Origin of the sequence: Streptomyces cynarae, assembly GCF_025642135.1 — a bacterium.
GTDB lineage: Bacteria > Actinomycetota > Actinomycetes > Streptomycetales > Streptomycetaceae > Streptomyces > Streptomyces cynarae.
Map to the genome: position 1 here is coordinate 7,465,367 of NZ_CP106793.1, position 21,110 is coordinate 7,486,476.

Below are 21,110 nucleotides of genomic sequence, written 5' to 3' on the forward strand. Positions count from 1 at the left end.
TGGACGAAGGGAGGACGGTCCGGGGGTAACCGGTCCCGTCGGTCCCTCGGACCCCGGGGCTGACTACTATCCTCAATCGAGCCAGGCGCCACCGGAGTTGGGGGAACGATGCCGAACGTCCTGACCATTCCGCTCGACGGCGGGGAGCAGCTGAACGTCGAGGTCGAACAGCGGGACGAGAACGGCTGGGCCCGGGCCGGCCGGGCGCAGGACGCCGCCCTTGCGGCCGGCAGGAGCCTGCAGGAGGTGCTCGCCCCCATACGGCCGGCCATGCAGGCGGTGGTCAGTCAGCTGCGCGCGGGCGTCGCGCCGCCGGACAAAATCAGTCTGGAGTTCGGGATCAAGTTCTCCGCCGACGCGGGCGTGGTGGTCGCGCGAACGGCGACCGAGGCGAACTTCACCGTGACGGTGGAGTGGAACCGCACGGCCGAACGCCCCGCCGAACGGTGACCGCCGGGGAGTCCGTACTCGCCGATGCCGTCGCCCGGGTGCACGGCCGGGGCGGCATCGTCGGCGCCGCCTTTCTCGTGGCCCCGGGCCTGCTCTGCACCTGCGCCCATGTCGTGGCGCGTGCGCTGGGCACGGACGCGCGGGACCCCGCCCCGCCGCCCGGTCGCGTCGGACTCGACTTCCCGCTGGCGGCGGCGAAGGGCACGGGCGACGGTCCGCGGGTCGTCCGGGCCACCGTGGCGGGCTGGCACCCCGTACTCCCCGACGAGACCGGGGACATGGCGCTGTTGCGCATCGAGGGGGATGTGCCCTGCGGCACGGTGACACCGTGGCTGGTGGAGGCTGACGAGCTGTGGGACCACAGCGTCCGCCTTTTCGGTTTCCCCTCCGGCAGCGACCACGGGGTGTGGGTCGGGGGCCGGCTGAGAGCCGTGCAGGGAGCCGGCTGGCTGCAGATGCAGGGCGAGGCCGGACCACAGGTGGAGCCGGGGTTCAGCGGTACGCCGGTGTGGGACGTCGACCTCGGCGGAGTCGTCGGTATGGCGGTCGCCGCCGGGCAGGGAAGCACCGTCGGCACGGCCTATCTGCACCCCGCCTCGTCGATCCTGCGGGCCTGGCCGGAGCTCGCGGAGCACGCGCAGCCCTCCTCTCCCTACCGCGGTCTGCGACCGTTCACGGAGGAGGACGAACCGGTCTTCTGCGGCCGTGAGAAGGACGCCCTGCACCTGGAGGAGCTGGTCACCCGGCAGCCGGTCGTCGTGCTGTCCGGGCCGTCGGGCAGCGGCAAGTCCTCACTCGTCCGGGCCGGACTGCTGCCCGGGCTGAGACGGGCCGGACAGGTGACGGCGGACTTCCGGCCCACTCCGGGGCTCGGCCCCGAGGAGACGCTGGCCGGCGCGGTGCAGCCGCTGCTGGACGGCGAACTGAGCAGCGCCGAGCTGGCCCAGAGGCTGTCCGCCGGGGACACCGCCGAGGTGGCCGCACGCCTGGCACGCCGTCACCCCGATGGTGTCCTGCTGTTCGTCGACCAGTTCGAGGAAATCGTCACCGTCGATCCGGTCGCCGGCCGGGAACTGCTCAGGCTCGTCACCGCACTGGCCGAGGGTGGTCCGCGTTCCCGGCCGGTGCGGGCACTGCTCACGGTGCGCTCCGGCTCCCTCGACCGACTGCTGACCCACGACAACCAGAGCGGGCTCCAGGAAGGCATCATGTTGCTGGCTCCCATGGACCGGGACCAGCTGCGGGCGGCGATCACCGGGCCACTCGCCGCCGCTCCCGGCGTCGCTCACGAGGCGGGCCTGGTCGAGCGGATCCTCGACGACGCGGGCGACGGCCCCGGACGGCTTCCACTGGTGGAGTTCACGCTGACCCGGCTGTGGAACCGGCGCCGCGGCGGGACGCTCACCCATGAGGCCTACGACGCCATGGGCGGCGTCTCGGGTGCGGTCGCCGGATACGCCGAGGAGGTGTACCACCGCCACCTGCGGGACGCGGAACGGGACGCCGCCAGACGCCTGCTCGTCCAGCTCGCCCGGCCGGAGGACGACGGCGGTTTCGTCCGGCGCACCGTGCGCGTCGACTCCCTTCCCGAGGACCAGAGGCGGGTGGCGAGCCTGCTGACGGACCGCAAACTGCTGGTCTCCACCCAGGCGGTGGACGGGGCCGAGATGATCGACGTCGCCCACGAGGCGCTGATCCACCACTGGGACCGGCTGCTGTCCTGGCTGGCGGCGGACCGTGACTTCCGGGACTGGCAGGAGCGGCTCAGACAGAGCCTGCGCCAGTGGCGGCAGCTCGACGGCGGAAGCAGAGGAGCACTGTTACGGGGAGCCCCGCTGGCGGAGGCCGTCCGGTGGCGGGAGCAGCGGCCACAGGAGATCACGGCCGAGGAACACGCGTACATCCAGGCGTCCCAGGCCCGTCAGAGCTGGGAGGTGCGGCGGTGGCGGGTGATCACCGCGGTGATCACCGTGCTCGCGCTGCTGGCCGCGACCATGGCCGGGCTGTTCTATCAGCGTTCCCAGGCCCTGAACCAGCAGTTGCGCGCCCAGGCGGCGCGTCTGCTCGGCCCGGACGCGGTGCGCAGGGCCGCCGACAGCCCGAGCACCGCGGCTCTGCTGGCCCTGACGGCCTGGCGCACCGACTCCAGTCAGCCGGAGGCGTACGGCGCCTTGCTGACGATGTACTCGCAACTGCGCAACACCGAGTACGCCCTGGATCTCCCCGGCACCGACCACGTGCAGTTGCTGACGGCCACACCCGACGGCCGGGCCGCCGCGGTGGTCGACCAGGTGGGGGCGGTTCAGGTCCTCACGAACCTCACCGGCCGGGTGGCCGTGCACCCCTTGCGCCGCATCAGGTCGGTCACCGCCCATGAGCCGATCGTGCGGCTCAGCCGTGACGGCCGGAAGGTCGGTGTGCTCGACGACAGGGAGGGGCTGTCGGTGTGGGACGTCGCGCACCCGGATCGTCCCGTGCGGCTGCCCGTGCCCGCTTCGTGGAACGCGGCCGAGAACACCCGGGACATCGACTTCTCCTCCGACGGCTCCCGGGTGCTGGCCCTGTTCGCGACCGACGGTGACAACGCCAGGGAACGGCTCGGTGTCTGGGACCTGGAGCGCCGGGCGCTCGTGTCCACCACGCTGCTGCCCGCGGGCCGCGCCTTCTACACCGCGCGCTTCTCCCAGCCCTCCGGGACCGTCGCCCTCAAGGAGACGGGGAGCTACGAGCGGTTCGACCTGCGCACCGGTGCCCAACTCGGCAAGGTCCCGGTCGAAGGCCTGGACGCCATCGGGCTCGACGCCCAGGCGGTCGTCGACTGCCCTGACGACTCCTTCCGGGTGCGGCCGCTGACCGGGCGGGCACCGCGGTACGAGGTCGGCGGGATCAACTGTGGAGGTGCGCCCCTGGACGCCACCGGCCGTTACGCCGTGATGCCGACCGGGGACGACGGGGTGAAGTCGGTGGTGGCGATCGACCTCCGGACGGGCGGAGTGTCCCACGGCCCCGTCCCGGTCACCGATGGTGCCAAGGACGCCGACTACGTCGTACTGCCCCGGAACGACGGGCAGTTGACCGTGCTCGGCGTCAGGGGCGGAACGGTGCTGCGCTTCACGCTGCCGCGGCCGGGCGCCAACCCGGACCTGCCCACGCCGGGAAACGGGCCTCTCCCGTTGTTCACGCCGGACGGACGGTTCCGCATCCTGGAGAACTTCAACGCGGGCGACGAGGCACTCGCGGTCCTCGACACCCGTACCGGCCGGAGGTACCAGGCCGGGACGGCGGCACGTCAGCAACTCCTGCCCACGTTCATGGACGTGCGCCAGAACGCCGTCACCTCCGACGGCCGCCATCTGGTCGCCCGGATCGGGAACCGGCTCGCCGTCTACTCCCTGCCCGGTCTGTCGCTGGAGCATCTACTACCATTGCCGGGCCCCGCGAAGGTGCGCGAGGACGCCGGCGGGGCCGTAGCCGCCGCCGGTGACGGCAGTGTCATCACCCTCTACGCGGGCGTCCTCGCACGCTGGAACGCCTCCACCGGACGGGCCATCGGCGCACCGCTTCCGCTGCACACGCACGACACGACGCAGCAATGGTTCGCGGACAACGGCGAGTCGCTGTGGCCGCGGCCAGGGCACCCGCAGCAGGTCCTGGTCCGGGGCCGCGACGGAGAGATGAGCCTGTGGGATCTCGGAGAACGCCGGCCGGTCGGGGAGTTCCAGGCCAACCCCGACGCGATCAGCACCTCGGAGACGGAGGTCTTCGACCCGTCTGGGAACGCCCTCGCCACGCTCAGCAACGTCAAGACCATGGACGCCGCGCGGATCGAGTTCCGCAGCGTGCCCGAGTTCCGTCTGCAGTCACCCGCGATCTCCGCAGGCGCCACCAGCCACCTGATCGGCTTCACCCCGGACGGACATCTCCTCTCCACCGATTTCCGGAACCTCGAGGTGTGGCAGCAGGGAAGCACACTCGAGATCGCGAGCCTCCCCGTGGAGCAGGCGTACGCCCAGTGGAGCCTGCGAGGCGACACCGTCGTGGGTGCGACCACCTGGGGCGCCCTGACGCTCCCGCTCGACCCCGACGTCTGGTACCGAGGGCTGTGCCGGGCCTTCCACCGTCCGCTGACCACCGGCGAACGTCAGCTCCTGCCCAAGGGTGCCGACGCATCAGGGTCCTGCCCCAAGGCCTGAAGCCGCGCCCCAGGTCTCACCGCGCCTCCGGCTGCCACCCCAGCGCTCGTGAGATACCCCGCGCGGCGAGCCGCACCGCCGGGACGAGGGCCGGTACCTGGGCCGTCGCGTGGGGAACCACGACCGACACCGCGGCGGTGACCCTGCCGTCGCGGCCGCGTACCGGGGCCGCCACCGACAGGGCGTCGTCCGTGACCTGACGGCTGCTCACTGCCGCTCCCGAGCGCCGCACCTCGGCCAGTTCCCGGCGCAGCCGCACCGGATCCGTGAGGGTGTACGGGGTGAACGCGGCCAGCGGTCCCTCGCAGTACTGGTCCTGGAACGCCTGCTCGCTGTGGGCCAGCAGCGCCAGCCCCACCCCGGTGGCGTGCAGCGGCCAGCGGGCGCCCACCCGGATGTGCACGCCGACGGCGGAGCGCCCGGAGAGCCACTCGATGTACACGACCTCAGCGCCGTCGCGCACCGCCAGCTGCACGTTCTCGTGCGTCGCCTCGTACAGGTCCTCCAGGTACGGCAGCGCCACCTGCCGCAGCGCGAGCCCTCGCGGGGCGAGCGCCGCGACCTCCCACAGCCTCAGGCCCACGTGGTAGACACCGTCCGCGTCCCGCTCCAGCGCGCCCCATTCGGTCAGCGCCCCCACCAGCCGGTGCGTGGTGGTGAGGGTGAGCCCGGCCCGGCGGCTGATGTCCGTGAGGCAGAGCGCCGGATGTGCGTGGTCGAAGGCCGCGAGCACGGCGAGCAGCCGGTCCGGCGCGGAGCGCACCGTCTGCGGGGGCAGGGCGTCGGCGGTCATCGGTATCGGGTCACCCGAGCCCGGTCTCGGCGACTCTGAGCAGCAGCGCGTGCAGGACCTCCCGCTCGGCGGCGTCGAGCGGCCCGAGCAGTTCGCCCGTGACCCGCAGTCCGGCCTCGTCGGTGTCGCGCAGGAAGGCCCGGCCGGTCTCGGTCAGCACGACGATACGGCTGCGCCGGTCGTCCGGGGAGGGGCGGCGCTCGGCGAACCCCAGTTTCTCCAGGTCGTCGACCAGGCCGACGATCGCGCTCGGGTCGTAGCCGAGGGAGGTGCTCAGCTCCCGCTGGAGGGCGCCCTCGGAGGTGGCGAGGAAGCGCAGCAGGGCGTAGTGGCGCAACCGCAGGCCGGACTCCTGGAGGAAGGAGTTGAACAGCTGACCCGAGCGCAGCCCGAGCCGGTACAGCAGATAGCCGGTGTCCGCGTGCAGCCCGCGCATCCACGGCTCCCGGGCGTCGATGGGGTCGGCGGAGGTCGGGGCGTGCTGCTGGCCGGTGATGGCGGGCTCCCTGGGCCGGGCCTCCGGAGGGAGGCGGTACGGACTGCTGCCCACAGCATGCCGCACGGACCGGTCGGCAACAACTATTGACGACAACAATGATTGTCCTTAGCTTCGATCTCGAAGCCGCACCGCCGCCGGAGCAGCAGGCGCCTCGCCGCAGCGCGCCCGGTGGCCGACCCGTCTGGAAGGGACCCGCTCGTGCCCAGCATCGATCTCACCGGCAAGGTGGCCGTCGTCACCGGAAGCGGCCGTGGCCTCGGCCTGGCCTACGCCCACGCCCTGGCCGCCCACGGCGCCGCCGTGGTCGTGAACGACGTCGACGAGGCCGTGGCCGAGCAGGCCGTGAAGTCCATCACCGAGGCGGGCGGCAAGGCCGTGGCCGAGGTCGTCGCGGTCGGCACCAGCGAAGCCGCCGACCGGCTGGTGGCCCGTGCCGTGGAGGAGTTCGGCCGACTGGACGTCCTGGTCACCAACGCCGGCATCCTGCGCGACAAGGTGCTGTGGAAGATGACCGACGACGACTTCGACGCGGTGCTCACCACCCATCTGCGCGGCACCTTCACCTGCGCCCGCGCCGCCGCCGTCCGCATGCGCGAACAGGGCGAGGGCGGCACCCTGATCCTGGTCGGCTCCCCGGCCGGCCAGCGCGGCAACTTCGGCCAGACCAACTACGCCGCCGCGAAGGCCGGCATCGCCGCCATGGCCCGCACCTGGTCGATGGAGCTGGCCCGCGCGAACATCACCGTCAACGCGATCGTGCCGGTCGCCGCCACCGCCATGACCGAGACCATCCCGGCCTTCGCCCCCTACATCGAGGCGATGAAGAACGGCGAGCCGCTGCCGGACTTCCTCCGCAGGGGCGAGGGCTTCGGTACCCCCGAGGACTGCGCCGCCCTCGTGCCCTTCCTCGCCTCCGAGGCGGCGCGCGGGGTGACCGGCCAGTGCGTCGGCATCGGCGGCGACAAGGTGGCACTCTGGTCGCATCCGCAGGAGATCAGGACGGCGTACGCGGACGGCGGCTGGTCCCCGGACACCCTCGCCGACGTGTGGGCCACCTCGGTCGGCGCCGAACCGCAGACCGTCGGCATCCCCGCGCCGAAGTTCCCGGAGGCGTGATGGACCTGAACGAACTCGTCGCGATCGACGTCCACACCCACGCGGAGGTGTCCTCCAAGGGGCACTCCTCCCTGGACGACGACCTGCACGACGCCTCCTCCGCCTACTTCAAGGTGGAGGGCAAGCGGAAGCCGACCCTCGAGGAGACCGCCGCGTACTACCGCGAGCGGAAGATGGCCGCCGTGATCTTCACGGTCGACGCCGAGTCCGCCACCGGCACCGAGCCGGTCCCCAACGAGGAGGTCGCCGAGGCCGCCGCCGCCAACCCGGACGTGCTCATCCCGTTCGCCTCCATCGACCCCTTCCGAGGCAAGGCCGGCGTCAAGCAGGCCCGCCGTCTGGTCGAGGAGTACGGGGTGAAGGGCTTCAAGTTCCACCCCAGCATCCAGGGCTTCTTCCCCAACGACCGCTCGGTGGCGTACGACCTGTACGAGGTCATCGAGGAGACCGGCGCCATCGCCCTGTTCCACACGGGCCAGACCGGCATCGGCGCGGGCGTGCCCGGCGGGGGCGGGATCAGGCTCAAGTACTCCAATCCGCTGCACGTGGACGACGTCGCCGCCGACTTCCCCCATCTGAAGATCGTCCTGGCGCACCCGTCGTTCCCCTGGCAGGACGAGGCCCTCGCGGTCGCCACGCACAAACCCGGCGTGCACATCGACCTGTCGGGCTGGTCGCCGAAGTACTTCCCGCCGCAGCTCGTGCAGTACGCCAACACCTTGCTCAAGGACAAGGTGCTCTTCGGCTCCGACTTCCCCGTCCTCACCCCCGACCGCTGGCTCGCCGACTTCGAGAAGCTGTCGATCAAGGACGAGGTCCGGCCGAAGATCCTCAAGGAGAACGCCGCCCGTCTGCTCGGGTTGACGAAAGCGTAAAGGGGCCGTGAGATGCGCAACGAGGGACTGGGGTCGTGGCCCGCACGCCGGGCCCGCAAGACCCCGCACCGCACGGCCCTGATCCACGGCGACCGGAGCGTCACCTACGCGGAACTGTACGAACGCACCACCCGCCTCGCCCACACCCTGCGCGCACGTGGCGTCCGCCGCGGCGACCGGATCGCCTATCTCGGCCCCAACCACCCCGCCTACCTGGAGACACTGTTCGCGGCGGGCACCCTCGGCGCGGTCTTCGTCCCGCTCAACATCCGCCTCGCCGGCCCCGAGATCGCCTACCAGCTCGCCGACTCGGGCGCCAAGGCCCTCGTCTACGCGCCCTCGCTGGCCGCGCTGGTGGCCGGACTGCCTGGCAGCACCGATGTCCGCGCGTACGTCGAAGTGGGTGCCGAGTACGAGGAGTTGCTGGCCGGCGCGAGTGACGAACCGATCGACCAGCCCGTCCCCCTCGACGACACCTGCATCATCATGTACACCTCGGGGACCACGGGCCGGCCCAAGGGCGCCATGCTCACGCACGGCAACCTGGTCTGGAACGCCTTCAACGTCCTCGTCGACCACGACCTGATCGCCGACGAACGCGCCCTGGTCTCCGCGCCGTTGTTCCACACGGCCGGGCTGAACATGCTCACCCTGCCCGTCCTGCTCAAGGGCGGCACCTGCGTCCTGGTCGAGTCCTTCGACCCGGAGGCCACCTTCGACCTGATCGAACGCCACCGGATCACCTTCATGTTCGGGGTGCCGACCATGTTCGACCAGGTGGCCCGGCATCCGCGCTGGGACCGGGCCGACCTGTCCAGCCTCCGCATCCTCACCTGCGGCGGCTCCCCGGTGCCGACCCCGCTGATCGCGAAGTACCAGGAGCGCGGGCTCACCTTCCTCCAGGGCTACGGCATGACGGAGGCCGCGCCCGGCACGCTCTTCCTGGACGCCGAGCACGCGGTCGGCAAGGCGGGTTCGGCCGGTGTGCCGCACTTCTTCAGCGACGTACGGGTGGTGCGGCCCGACCTCGCCCCGGTCGACGTCGGCGAGACCGGCGAGGTCGTGGTGCGCGGACCGCACGTCATGCCCGGCTACTGGGGGCTGCCGGAGGAGACCGCGGCCGTGTTCGCCGACGGCTGGTTCCGCAGCGGGGACGCGGCCCGCGTGGACGAGGACGGGTACGTCTACATCGTCGACCGCATCAAGGACATGATCATCTCGGGGGGCGAGAACATCTACCCCGCCGAGATCGAGGACCAGCTCCTCGCCCACCCCGACGTCGTCGAGTGCGCCGTCATCGGCGTGCCCGACGAGAAGTGGGGCGAGGTGCCGCGCGCGGTCGTCGTCCCCCGCGAGGGCGCCACGCTCGACCCGGACGAGGTGATCGCCTCGCTCTCCGGGCGGCTGGCCAAGTACAAGATCCCCAAGTCGGTGGTGGTCGCGGACGCCCTCCCGCGCACCGCCTCCGGAAAGCTCCTCAAGTCCCGGGTCCGCTCCCGGTACGGCACCGACTCCCAGGCAAAGGACCACAGATGAGCATCACCGTCAACGGCCTCGACGAACTCAAGAAGCTGGCCGGCAGCGACCTCGGCACCAGCGAGTGGATCGAGGTCACCCAGGAGCGGATCAACACCTTCGCCGACGCCACGGGCGACCACCAGTGGATCCACGTCGACCCGGAGAAGGCGAAGGACGGCCCGTTCGGCGCGCCCATCGCACACGGCTATCTGACCCTGTCTCTCTTCATCCCGCTCTTCACCGAGCTGCTGGAGGTCGAGGGCGTGTCCACGAAGGTCAACTACGGCCTGAACAAGGTGCGTTTCCCGGCACCGGTGAAGGTCGGATCCCGTATCCGGCTGGTCGCGAAGCTCGCCTCGGTGGAGGACGTGCCGGGCGGGGTGCAGATCGCCGTCGACGGCACGATAGAGATCGACGGCGGCGGGAAGCCCGCGGCCGTCCTGCAGAGCCTGTCGCGGTTCTACGCCTGAGGCCGGGCTTTCTGCCTGAGGCAGGGAAGTCTGCATCGGACAGGGCAGTCTGCCTCGGGCAGGGCAGTCTGCCTCGGGCAGGGCAGTCTGCCTCGGGCACGGGTTCTGAGGCAGACGCGTTCGGTCCGGGGCAGGGGCGCGGGACGCACGTTGGAAGCCCTGCCCCGGTTGCTCCGGCGTCGGGTGACAATGCGCACGGGAGTCCTCACCGCGCCCGCCGCAACCTCGTCTCCCCTTCCCCCGTCTAACTGACATGCAGGGCCCGCGTGGCGGGTCCCGCATCCAGACCAGGGGGAAGCCCATGCGCGTCCAGCAGTTCCGCAAGGTTCCGGCCGCCGCCGTGGTGCTCGCGGCGGGACTCGCGCTCACCGCCTGCAACGGCGACGAGGGCAAGCACAACGGAGCGAGCTCCGCTCCGTCCGCCACGGCGTCCACGTCAGGCGCCACTCAGGGCTCCGGCAGCGGTCCGGCAGGCGGCGGCACCCCGGCGACGGCCACCTCCGGGACCGCGACCGGCAGCACGGGCAGCGCGTCCGGTTCGGCCACGGCGTCCGGTTCGGCCACGGCGTCCGGTTCGGCCACGGGGTCCGGCTCGGCCACGGGGTCCGCGGGACCGCGGACCACCGCGAGAGCCGCTGCCCGGTGCAGGACCGGGCATCTGACCTTCGCCAAGGGCGACGCGTACGGCAAGGGCCCGTACTCGAACATTCCCGTGCGACTGACCAACTCCGGCCCCGCCCCCTGCTCCCTGCACGGCTTCCCGGGCGTGGACCTGGCCGGCAAGGACGGACACGTCCGTGCCCGGCGAAGCGTCGAGGCCCCGCACACCGTCGTCCTCCCCCCGGGCCGGAGCGCGACCTTCGTGCTGGTCGTGCCGCAGAACTACGGTGGCGGCAGCGGAGTGACCTTCACCCGCGCGGTGATCATCCTGCCCGGTGAGATCCACCCGCACATCCTGCGACTCAGGGTGAACCTGCCCGCCAAGGGCGACGGCCCCGACGACCACACCGTGACCGTCGGCCCCGTCACCCGATAGGGCCTGTTCCGCCATCAGCCTGCAAGCCGCACGTCCTGACGGCGATCAGTCGGCCGGTTCATGAACGACGTGACAGGCAGTGCCCGTTCGACGATCCGTACGTCGCCGAGGCGGCCGTGCAGGATCTGGTCGATCTTCCCGGCGTACTCGTAGCCGCCGAGCAGCCACGGCAGTCCGACGGAGGTGATCCCGACCGCGGCGGCCTTCGGGTTGCGGACGACCGGGCAGCCCTCGACGTACAGCGTGGTGTGCCGGCCGTCGTTGACGACCGCGAGGTGCCACCAGGTCTCCAGCGGGGTCTCCTGGCCCCAGTTGGTGGCGATGCCCTCCTGGTTCAGCGGGCGCATCGCCCACTGCGGCTCGCGGTCGTCGGACAACGAGAGGGTGGCCAGCGGCTCGTCGGGGTCGTCGGCGGTCTTCCCTGCCGCGCCGCCCGTGCCCGTACGGCTGACGATGCCCGACCAGGCGTTGTGGTCGGGGTCCCAGTCGGCTGGCAGCCGGTAGAAGGCCTCGATGGTGTAGCCGTCTTCGAAGGTGGCCGAGTTGAGCGGAGCTCCGTCCACCGTGCGCAGGTACGCGCCCTTCAGTGGCGACTTGAAGCCCTGGAGCTCCAGGCTGCCGTGGCCCGGTTGGTCGGGGTGGTGGTCCGGCGACCAGCCGAGCGAGTCGCCGCCCACCGAGACCACGGTGAGGTCGTTGCCGCGGCCGGACAGGTCGCGGACGGTGCCGGAGACGGGCGACTCGAAGCGCCAGTAGGCGACCGTGCCCGGTATCAGCATCTGCGACACGGGCCGCGCGGGGCGGGCCGGGACGGCGTCGAAGCCGGAGAAGCGCTCCGCGAAGTCGATCTCCACCGAGAACCGGTCGGCGTCACCGCTCAGCTCGATCTCCTGCCGCTCCAGCTCGTTGAGGCCCTTCGCGGCCCGCCCGAGGATCCACGGGGAGACCGTCTCCACGTCGATGACGTTCCGGTCGAGGTCGAAGTGGTACAGGCGGATCATCGCCGCCCCACCGAAGTAGCGGTTCTGGTAGTTCGTCAGGTGCAGATGCACCTCGTTGCCCGCCGCGTTCTTGCGGGTGGCGCGGCCCGCGGGCCAGTAGTGGCCGTTCAGGGTCAGGAAGATCTGGTCGTGGTCCTCGATCAGCCGGTCCCACAACTGCCCACCGTACGCCGACAACTGGTCGTCCTCGACGACCAGTTCGTGCGTGGTGAGGATGACCGGCGTCCTCGGGTGCCGGGCGAGCACGTCCTTCACCCAGGCGTACCCCTTCGCCGACAGCCGCCAGTCCAGCGCCAGCACCAGCCACTCGCGTCCGGCCGCCCGGAACAGGTGGTAGGTGTTGTAGCCGTCCGGGGAGGCGCCCCCGAACGTCGACTTGCTCCTGAAGCGCTGCGGGCCGAACGCGTCCAGGTACGGCGTCGAGCCGCGCTGGTCGTCCGTCGACGACTTGATGTCGTGGTTGCCGGCCAGGACGCTGTAGCCGACGCCCCGCCGGTCGAGAAGCTCGAACGCCTCGCTGATGGCGGCGAACTCCTCCTCGGCGCCGTTCTGGGTGAGGTCGCCGAGGTGGGACAGGAAGACGATGTTCTCGTCCTTGCCGTGTTCCAGCAGATAGCGCAGGGACGCCTCGACGGGTGCGGGGTCGATGCTCGGCCCGTCGAAGAGGTACTGGGTGTCGGGCATCACCACGAGGGTGAAGCGCCGGCTCTCGGCGTCGGGCCGCCGGCTGCTCCTCTCGGCCGCCTCGGCGACGGCCGGAAGCGCGACCGCGGCCGTGGCGGCGGCGCCCAGCAGCGCGGTGGCTCTGAGAAAGCCGCGTCTTCCGGCACCGGCCTGCGCGGCCTCGCCCTGATGGTGGTCATGCGACGTACACACGCGTGCTCCGTGACAGGTGACGTGACAGGAAAGGCGGGGGGTCAAAGAATTCGCAGGGTCCAGCTCCAGCGGTGGACGCCCGGTGGGATGCGGTACTCGGGGAAGGTGTCGGGGCCGCACGACGCCGTGCCCAGCCCCCGGTGCGCCGCGTCGATGTGCACCACGCACCCGGGACGCGGCGCCAGCTCGTCGTGGTGCGTGGCGGCCGTCAGGTCCTCGGCGCGATGCCGGGTGACGGAGACCTGTCGCGGCTCGTCCAGCACGACCGCGAGGCCGGTCGCGTCCGGCGCCGACAGCGTGAACCGGCGTACGCCGTGCCGGCCGCCGCTCTCCTGCGGACGCAGATAAGGGGTGAACAGGTCGTCGACACGGACGGAGTGATGGCCGACCGGCGCGCCCGCGCTGCGGTCGGGGTACGACTCCCAGGGCCCCTGCCCGAACCACTCCAGCAGATTCAGACCCGGCGTCGTCTCGAACACCGACCCCACCCGCGCCACGTCGTCGAACTCCTCGGGCAGCTCGGCCTCTTCGTCGACCCGGACGCCGCCCTCGACCGGCGTGAACACCTGCCGGTGCCGCACCACTGCGACGGTGCCGGCGTACTCGGCGTCCACGGTCACCCGGCCGCCGTCCTGCCGCACCGATACGACCTTGCGGACCAGCGAGTCGAGCCCCCAGGTCCGCCAGCGCAGCGCCATGCCGCCCAGCTCGTCGTTGTCGGTGGGCGCCCGCCACAGCGACAGCGCCGGGGCGGCCGTCAGCAGGGGATGGACCAGCAGGCCCTCGCCGTCGACCTCCACGAGCCGGTCCACGGCGGCGTCCCCGGCCACGTCGGGCCCCCGCAGCCGGACCTGCGGCACACACCTCGGTGCCGCGCGGCGCCCACGGCTGGTCCTCGGCCACGGTCACCCGCAGCGTCAGCCAGGCCTCGCCGCCGTCGCGGGGCACCTCGAGGGGCAGGGGTACGGCCGCCGTCTCGCCGGGCCGCAGCGCGGGCAGTTCGGCGGGAGCGGTCAGCGTGCGGCCGTCGGCCAGGGACAGATGCCACTCGCCGGCCAGCCAGTCCAGGTCCCGGAAGTGCTGGTGGTTGCCGAGGACGATGCCCTCGTGCTTGAAGCACTCGATGCGCACCGGCGCCGCGATCTCCCGGTGCTCGTACAGAGCGGGCTTCGGGGTGCGGTCCGGGAAGACGACACCGTCCGCGATGAACGCGCCGTCGTGGATGGTCTCGCCGAAGTCGCCGCCGTACGCCCAGCGATGGCCGGGCGCGGCGACGCCGCCCGCGTACAGCCCGGCGCCCGCGCGCCCGGCGGGTCTGCCGTCGCTCATGCGTTGCAGAATCCCGTGGTCCCAGAACTCCCAGATGAACCCGCCCTGAAGACCCGGCGTGGACTCGATGGCCGCCCAATGGTCCGCCAGCGTGCCGTTGCTGTTGCCCATGGCGTGCGAGTACTCGCACTGGATCAGGGGCCGGGTCTGCCGGCCGGACAGGGCGTGGGCCACGCAGTCCTCGAGCGGCGCGTACATGGGACAGGCGATGTCGGAGGCGTCGTCGGTCGCCGCCCAGTCGAGCTTGGCGGCGCCCTCGTACTGGATCGGCCGGGTCGGATCGTGCCGCCGCGCCCAGCCGGCCGCCGCGTCGTGGTTCGCGCCGTAGTCGGACTCGTTGCCCAGCGACCAGATGATGATCGACGGGTGGTTCTTGTCGCGCAGCACCATCCGCGAGACCCGGTCCACGAAGGCGTTGAGATAGCGCGGGTCGTCGGCGATCTCGTGGGCGTGGTCGTGGGACTCGATGTCGGCCTCGTCGACGACGTAGAAGCCGAGCTCGTCGGTGAGGTCGTACAGGGTGGGATCGTTCGGGTAGTGGGAGGTGCGGATCGCGTTGAAGCCGAACCGCTTCAGCAGCACCAGGTCCGCGCGCATGTCGTCGTACGACACCGTGCGGCCGGTCAGCGGATGGAAGTCGTGCCGGTTCACGCCCCGGATGAACACGCGCTCGCCGTTGACCAGCAGGTCCCGGCCGACGATCTCGACGTCGCGGAAGCCGACGCGGTGCCGCGAGGTGTCGGCGACCGTTCCGTCGGCGCGGTGCAGGCGGACGGTGAGGTCGTACAGCTCCGGCGTCTCGGCGCTCCAGGTCCGCACGCCGGGGACGGTGGTGTGGATGCGGGCCTCGCCGAGGAAGTCGGAGACGCGGTCGTCCTCGGCGTTGAGGCGGTCGAACTCCGTGTCCTGCGCGAGGAGGCGGCCCTCCAGCTCGCCGCTGACGTACCACCCTTCGGGCAGCGCCCCGCGCGCGTCGCGCACCCGGCAGTCGATGCGCAGCTCGCCGTCCTGCCGCGCCCGCACGGTCACGTCGTCGAGGTGCAGGGGGTCCGTGGCGTACAGCAGTACCGACCGCGTGACGCCCCCGTGCCACCACTGGTCCTGGTCCTCGATGTGCGAGGCGTCGGACCACTTGACGACGGTCAGGCGCACGGTGGCGCGCTCCCCGGGCCGTACGACCCCGCTCAGGTCGAACTCGGCGGCCAGGTGGGAGTCCTTGGAGATGCCGACGGGCCGTCCGTCCACGTGCACCAGCAGCACGCTCTCGGCGGCCCCGACCTGGAGCACGATCCGCCGCCCGGCCCACTCGGCGGGCACGTCCACCTCACGCTCGTACACGCCCGTGGGGTTGGCGTCCGGGGAGCCGGGCGGGAAGTCGGGGAACGGCATGCGCACGTTGGTGTACTGCGGCAGGTCGTCCGTGCCCTGCAGGGTCCAGGCGCCGGGGACGTGGGCCGAGGACCAGGGACCGCCGACCGGCGCGTCCGGAGTGGGCAGCAACTGGAAGCGCCAGTCGCCGTCCAGGGGGAGTGCTCCGGAGCGCCGGTCGACGGCGTTCATGGGCAGGCGTCCCCAGGAGGTCAGTTCGGGGGCCTGCCAGGGGCGCAGGGCGGAGAGTGCGTCGGTCATGACCATTCCGAAGTCGGTGGTGACGTGAGTGACGTGGAGCCGGGCAGGACACGGCCCTGCAGGCCCCAGGCGGGGTCGACGGGGATGCCGAGCCGGTCCAGGACGGTGGGCGCGATGTCGATGAGGCGGGGCGTGGCGAGCCGGGTGCCGCCGGGCACGCCGGGCTCGGCGAGGACTACGAAGACCTCTCGCTCGGCACGCGTGTCGCCTCCGTGGCCACCGGTGTCGAGGTGTCCGTGGTCGGTGGTGACCAGCACGGTCCAGTGCTCGTCCGCACGGGCGGGGTCGGAGCGCCGGGCGTCGACGGCCTCCAGCAGCCGCCCGAGGTGGGTGTCCTGCGTGAGGAGGGCGCGGTCGTAGGCGGGGCCGAGGGGGCCTGTGTCGTGGCCGGCCTCGTCGGTGGCACCGAAGTACACGAACACGACGTCCGGGTCGTCCTCGGTGAGCCAGCGCGCGGCGGTGCGGGCGACGAGGCGGTCGGCGGTGTCGTAACCGTCGGACTCGCCGTCGTGGTGCACCCGCCGGCCGATGGCGGGGCCGAGGGTGCCGCGGTGGACCAGTTCCGGCCAGGACACCGCGGCCGCGGTGCGCAGACCGGGCCGGGCGGTGACCGCGCGGCTGAGGAAGTCGGGGTAGCGGGCGTAGTCGGCGCCGGCGAAGTCGTTGCCCCGCACCCCGTGGCGGTCGGGCCACACCCCGGTCAGCACGCTCGACCAGCCGGGCCCGGAGTCGGTGTAGGCCATGCTGGTCGTCGGCCCGTTCTCGGCCTGACCGTCCACCTCGCCGTAGGGCAGCAGGCTGTTGCCGAAGGCGCCTGCTGCCATGAGGCCGTGCAGCACGGGTGCCGTGGACGGCGGGCGGACCGAGACGGGGGCTCCCCCGGCCGGGGGCCGGGGGAGGGGCAGCCGGTCGAAGCGCACCCCGTCCATGCCCACCACGAGCACCTTCCCGCGCCCCGGCCGCCCTCCGCCGACGTCGTACGTCACTGGTCACCTCTTCCTCGCGACACCGGTTCAGCTGCCCTGTACCGCTCCTTCGGTGGCGCCCGCTATGAACCCGCGGGCGAAGATGCTGAAGACCACGACCAGCGGGAGGGCCGCCATGAGCACACCGGCCATGACCATGCTGTAGTCGGTGGTGTGGCCGACGTTGAGCTGGGCGAGCTCCACCTGGAGCGTCACATGGTCGGGGTTGGTGAGCACGACGAGCGGCCAGATGTAGTCGTTCCAGCAGTTGACGAAGGCGTAGATGGCGAGGAAGGACAGCGCGGGCCTGATCATCGGCAGCGCGATGTTCCAGTACTGACGGAAGAACCCGGCGCCGTCGATGCGCGCGGCGTCGAGGAGTTCGTCGGGCACCCCGTTCTGGATGTACTGGTGCAGCCAGAAGATGCCGAAGGCGTTGGCGAGGGAGGGCAGCGCCAGCGCCTTGAGCATGCCGACCCAGCCGATCTTCGACATGAGGATGAACTGGGGCAGGATGGCCAGTTGGAGCGGCAGCATCATGAACAACAGCAGAGTGCCGAAGAGCACCTTGCGTCCGGGGAAGTCGAACTTGGCGAAGGTGAAGGCCGCCAGGGAGTCGATGAACAGCACCAGGGCGGTGGTGACGCACGCGACCATCACCGTGTTGAGCATCGACCCGAAGAAGTCGATGGTGTTCAGCACATGCCGGATGTTCTCCAGCAGGTGGGTGCCGAACGTCAGCTTCGGCGGGCTCTTGTAGATCTCCTGGGTGGTGTTGGTCGCCATGACGATCGTCCACGCGAAGGGGAAGACCGAGATCAGGACGGCCAGCATGAGGATGATGTGCGCGGTCAGGCCCTTGGGGCGGCGCAGCCGCCGCGCGCGCGTGGCCGGCCGCGTCGTGTCCGCTGTCGTCATGACTTCCTCCCTCCTCGGGTGATGCGCCAGTTGATGGCGACCAGCACGAGGATCAGTACGAAGAAGGCCCACACGATGGCCGCGCCGTAGCCGTAGTCGTTGTTCAGGAAGGCCGACTGGTAGAAGTACAGCAACGTGGTCAGACCGGCCTGGCCCGGGCCGCCGAGGTTCGCGTTGGCGGCGTTGTTGGCGAACAGGACCTGGGGTTCGCTGAAGCTCTGCAGGCCGTTGATGGTCGAGATGATGACGGTGAACAGGATGATGGGCCGCATGATCGGGACGGTGATCTGGAAGAAGGTGCGGACGGGCCCGGCACCGTCCATCTTCGCGGCCTCGTAGATCGACGTCGGGATCGCCTGGAGACCGGCCAGATAGATGATCATGTTGTAGCCGGTCCACATCCAGGTCATCAGCAGCGCGATGACCACTTTGATCAGCCACGGGTTGCTCAGCCACGGGACGGGCGAGATGCCGACCGTGCCCAGGATCGCGTTGACCAGACCGAAGTTGTTGCTGAACACCGCGCCGAAGAAGATCGCCACCGCGACGATCGAGGTGACGTTCGGGACGTACAGGGCGATGCGGTAGAAGCCCTTGAAGCGGCGCACCGAGTGCAGCAGTGTCGCCAGCACCAGGGCGCCGAAGAGCGTGGGAACGGTGGACAGGACCCAGATCACCAGCGTGTTGCGGATCGACAGCCAGAAGACCGGGTCCGACCAGAGGAACCGGAACTGCTGCAGGCCCACGAACTGCATGGTGCCCATGCCGTCCCAGCGCTGGAAGGCCAGATACAGCGAGTAGAAGACGGGGAAGAAGGAGAAGGCGATGAAGATCAGGTAGAAGGGCGAGATCGCCAGGTACTGCCGCCAGTACGACAACAGCCCGCCCCGCCTGGGCCGAGCGGCGCCCGCGGGCGTGGCGCGCCGCGGGCGGAACCGGGCCGGGCCCGGCCCGCCACGGTGCTCGGGCACCGTGGCGGGGCCGGTGACCGGAGGTGACGCCACCTCAGTTCACCCCCTGTCGCCGGGCGATCTGCTTGGCCTGGCTGACCGCGTCCTTCCAGGCGTCGTCGGGCTTCTTGCCCTTGGCCTCGATGTTGGTCAGTTCCGTCATGTAGGGGGCCATGACGGCGGCGTCGGCGGGCGCCTCGTAGCTGTCCGGTATGGCCTTGGCGGCCGGGCCGAAGACCTCGATGATCTTCTGCCCGCCGAAGAAGGCGTCGGGGCCCGTCATGGCCGGCATGGCGTACGCGGCCGGGGCGGCGGGGAAGATGGCGGCGTCGGTGAAGCCGCGGGCGTCGTTGGCCGGGCTGAGGATCCAGCTGATGATCTTGAATGCCTCTTCGGGGTTGCGGCACTGCTTGGGCAGGGCCAGGTAGGAGCCGCCCTGGTTGGCCGGTCCACCGGGCATGGCGCAGACCCGCCACTTGCCCTTGGTGCCCGGGGCGGCCTGCTCGATGTCCAGCGCGTGCCAGGCCGCGCCGAGTTCGGTGGTCAGGCTCTTGCCGATGGCGGCGTTCCAGGTGTTGTCGTTGATCCTGGCGTCGAGGCCGAGGGTGTAGGGGCGCACCGCCGTCGTCCACGCGGTGCGGATGTGGTCCTGGTCGCCGATGAAGTGGTTGTTCTTGTCGATGAACCGCTGGGTGCCCTGGCCGACGGTCATGGTGAACACCGAGCTGATGTTGTTGACCAGGTAGGTGCCGGGGACCTTCTTCTTCAGCTCGGTGCCGAGCGCGAAGTAGTCCTCCCACGTCTTGGCCTGGGCGGCGACCTTGTCGGGGTCGGTGGGCAGCCCGGCCTTGGCGAACAGGTCCGCGCGGTAGAAGAGCGCGGTGGGACCGATGTCGATCGGGAAGCCGACCTGCTTGCCGTCGGTGGTCTGGGCGAGCTTGGTCTTCCAGTCCAGGTACTGGGACGAGATCTTCTTGAAGCCCAGGTCGTTGAGGTCGAGGAAGCGGCCGGCGTTGGGCAGGAAGGACGCCATGTCCTCGCCCTTGATGCCGGTGATGTCGGGCACGGAGGTGCCCGCGGCGAGGGTGGTGGTGAGCTTCTGCTTGAAGTCGCCGCCGATGGACGAGACGGTCAGCTTGGCCTCGCTGCTGAAGTGCGTCCTGGCCTCCGCGACCACCTTGTCGCTGAGTGCGCCGCCCCAGTACCACAAGGTGAGGTTCTTGCCGTTCTTGGTGCCGCTCGATCCTGAGCCGCTGCCGCATGCGACGGTCAGGCCGGACGCGGCCGCGGTGAGCGCGGCGGCCTGGAGGAAGCCTCTACGAGAAAGGTCCACGGGTCACTCCTGTTGTTCCTGTTCGTGGTGCTGAGGGGCGTGATGAGAGTCAGTGCTGCCGTGCGGAGGCCCGTGGGCCGACGGGCGTGCGAGGGATCGGCGGGGTGACGGGGGCGTGGCGTACGGGTGGGCCGACGTCCGCCGGGAGGCGGTCCGCCAGGAAGCCGTACGCCTGCTTGAGGCCGGGGTCGGTCAGGGAGCGCCACCAGCGGTCGACGCCGTACCAGCCGGGGGCGGCGAGGGCCCCGCCGTGGTGCTGTACGGACAGGCCGGCGGCGAGCACGGCGAACCGCAGCCGTTCCTGAAGCGGCCAGCCGCCGAGCGAGGCGGCGACGAAGCTCGCGCCGAACACGTCGCCGGCGCCCGTCGCGTCCAGTACGTCGACGTCGAGGGCGGGGGCCTCAGCGTACTCGCCCGTCGTCTGGTCGACGGCTATGGCGCCGTCGCCGCCCCGCGTGACCACGACGACCGGCACCAGCTCGGAGAGCCTGCCGAGTGCCGCGACCGCGCTGCCGGTGCGGGTATAGGCCATCGCCTCGGTCTCGTTGGGGAGGAAGGCGTGGCACAGGGCGAGCTGGTCGAGGAGGTCCCGGGACCACTGCTGGGTGGGGTCCCAGCCGACGTCGGCGTAGATCTGGGTGCCGTTCGCGGCGGCCTTGGCGAGCCAGGCTCGGGGCTCGGCCTCGAGGTGCACCAGGGCGGTGCGCGCCTCGGGCACCTCACCCATCAGCTCGTCCTGCGAGTACGGGGGCTCCTGGCCGTGCGTGACCAGGGCCCGGTCGGCGACGGGGGTCCCCCCTGGTCGAGCGGAGTCGAGAGCTTGGGGGAGCGCGAGCGAGACGGTGACGGGGGTGGGCCAGCCGTTCGCGGTGCGGGAGAGCGAGAGGTCGACGTGTTCCTGGTCGCCGATGACCTCCCGGCAGTACGCGCCGTAGAAGTCGTCGCCGAAGACCGTGGCCAGGGAGGTCCGCAGGCCGAAACGGGCGGCGGCCACGGCGAGGTTCGCGATGCCGCCCGGGCCGCAGCCCATGCCCGCCGTCCAGATCTCCTCGCCCGGCGTCGGTGCTTTGCCCAGGCCAGTGAGAACGAGGTCGTAGAAGAGCAGCCCGGTCAACAGCACCTCGGGCCGGTCGACGTCCACGCGTGGGTCCTCTCGTCA

15 protein-coding genes and 1 pseudogene are annotated in these 21,110 nt (G+C 71.2%); 7 read left to right on the top strand and 9 right to left on the bottom strand.

The window, feature by feature from the left end:
* Nucleotides 1-108: 108 nt before the first annotated feature.
* Together N8I84_RS33680 and N8I84_RS33685 are read left to right on the top strand one after the other, a co-directional pair.
* The gene (locus N8I84_RS33680; RefSeq protein ID WP_263233241.1) at nt 109-450 is read left to right on the top strand and encodes a CU044_2847 family protein; all 342 of its coding nucleotides are present in this window, start codon (nt 109-111) and stop codon (nt 448-450) included.
* Complete coding sequence (locus tag N8I84_RS33685) at nt 447-4,643, top strand: S1 family peptidase (protein WP_263233242.1); 4,197 nt, start codon at nt 447-449, stop codon at nt 4,641-4,643. Before N8I84_RS33680 ends, N8I84_RS33685 begins: the two co-directional genes overlap by 4 nt.
* 16 nt (nt 4,644-4,659) lie before the next feature.
* On the opposite strand, the gene N8I84_RS33690 is transcribed toward N8I84_RS33685, so the two are convergent.
* Nucleotides 4,660-5,436 (bottom strand): IclR family transcriptional regulator, encoded by a 777-nt coding sequence (locus N8I84_RS33690; protein ID WP_263233244.1) that lies wholly within the window; start codon nt 5,434-5,436, stop codon nt 4,660-4,662.
* Nucleotides 5,437-5,446: 10 nt separating this feature from the next.
* On the bottom strand, nt 5,447-5,872 hold the full coding sequence (locus N8I84_RS33695) for a MarR family winged helix-turn-helix transcriptional regulator (protein WP_263234966.1): 426 nt from the start codon (nt 5,870-5,872) through the stop codon (nt 5,447-5,449).
* A 261-nt stretch (nt 5,873-6,133) separates the two neighbouring features.
* Here N8I84_RS33695 and N8I84_RS33700 point away from each other — a divergent pair, with 261 nt between their 5' ends.
* The 5 genes from N8I84_RS33700 to N8I84_RS33720 all read left to right on the top strand — a co-directional run bounded on the left by N8I84_RS33700 (nt 6,134) and on the right by N8I84_RS33720 (nt 10,950).
* Complete coding sequence (locus N8I84_RS33700) at nt 6,134-7,051, top strand: SDR family NAD(P)-dependent oxidoreductase (RefSeq protein ID WP_313884311.1); 918 nt, start codon at nt 6,134-6,136, stop codon at nt 7,049-7,051.
* The gene (locus tag N8I84_RS33705; protein WP_263233245.1) at nt 7,051-7,926 is read left to right on the top strand and encodes an amidohydrolase family protein; all 876 of its coding nucleotides are present in this window, start codon (nt 7,051-7,053) and stop codon (nt 7,924-7,926) included. The genes N8I84_RS33700 and N8I84_RS33705 overlap by 1 nt, the downstream gene beginning before the upstream one ends.
* Before the next feature lie 12 nt (nt 7,927-7,938).
* Nucleotides 7,939-9,462, top strand: a complete 1,524-nt coding sequence (menE, locus tag N8I84_RS33710; protein ID WP_263233247.1) for an o-succinylbenzoate--CoA ligase — start codon at nt 7,939-7,941, stop codon at nt 9,460-9,462.
* Nucleotides 9,459-9,914 (top strand): MaoC family dehydratase, encoded by a 456-nt coding sequence (locus N8I84_RS33715; protein ID WP_263233248.1) that lies wholly within the window; start codon nt 9,459-9,461, stop codon nt 9,912-9,914. Before menE ends, N8I84_RS33715 begins: the two co-directional genes overlap by 4 nt.
* 301 nt (nt 9,915-10,215) lie before the next feature.
* Entirely contained in the window at nt 10,216-10,950 is a 735-nt protein-coding gene (locus N8I84_RS33720) for a DUF4232 domain-containing protein (RefSeq protein WP_263233250.1), read from the top strand.
* 14 nt (nt 10,951-10,964) lie between these two features.
* Here the strand turns inward: N8I84_RS33720 and N8I84_RS33725 are convergent, their stop codons facing one another.
* The 7 genes and pseudogenes from N8I84_RS33725 to N8I84_RS33755 all read right to left on the bottom strand — a co-directional run bounded on the left by N8I84_RS33725 (nt 10,965) and on the right by N8I84_RS33755 (nt 21,092).
* Nucleotides 10,965-12,827, bottom strand: coding sequence for a LamG-like jellyroll fold domain-containing protein (locus N8I84_RS33725; RefSeq protein WP_263233252.1), 1,863 nt, complete (start codon nt 12,825-12,827; stop codon nt 10,965-10,967).
* Nucleotides 12,828-12,868: 41 nt separating this feature from the next.
* Nucleotides 12,869-15,785: pseudogene (locus N8I84_RS33730) on the bottom strand (glycoside hydrolase family 2 TIM barrel-domain containing protein).
* Entirely contained in the window at nt 15,782-16,714 is a 933-nt protein-coding gene (locus tag N8I84_RS33735; protein ID WP_263234968.1) for an alkaline phosphatase family protein, read from the bottom strand. Before N8I84_RS33735 ends, N8I84_RS33730 begins: the two are co-directional and overlap by 4 nt.
* An 84-nt stretch (nt 16,715-16,798) precedes the next feature.
* The gene (locus N8I84_RS33740; protein ID WP_263233253.1) at nt 16,799-17,668 is read right to left on the bottom strand and encodes a carbohydrate ABC transporter permease; all 870 of its coding nucleotides are present in this window, start codon (nt 17,666-17,668) and stop codon (nt 16,799-16,801) included.
* Entirely contained in the window at nt 17,665-18,549 is an 885-nt protein-coding gene (locus N8I84_RS33745; RefSeq protein ID WP_263234969.1) for a carbohydrate ABC transporter permease, read from the bottom strand. Before N8I84_RS33745 ends, N8I84_RS33740 begins: the two co-directional genes overlap by 4 nt.
* 124 nt (nt 18,550-18,673) lie before the next feature.
* Complete coding sequence (locus N8I84_RS33750; protein WP_263233254.1) at nt 18,674-19,951, bottom strand: ABC transporter substrate-binding protein; 1,278 nt, start codon at nt 19,949-19,951, stop codon at nt 18,674-18,676.
* 49 nt (nt 19,952-20,000) lie between these two features.
* A complete protein-coding gene (locus N8I84_RS33755) occupies nt 20,001-21,092 on the bottom strand; it encodes a carbohydrate kinase family protein (RefSeq protein ID WP_263233255.1) in 1,092 nt (363 codons plus the stop codon).
* Nucleotides 21,093-21,110 lie beyond the last annotated feature (18 nt).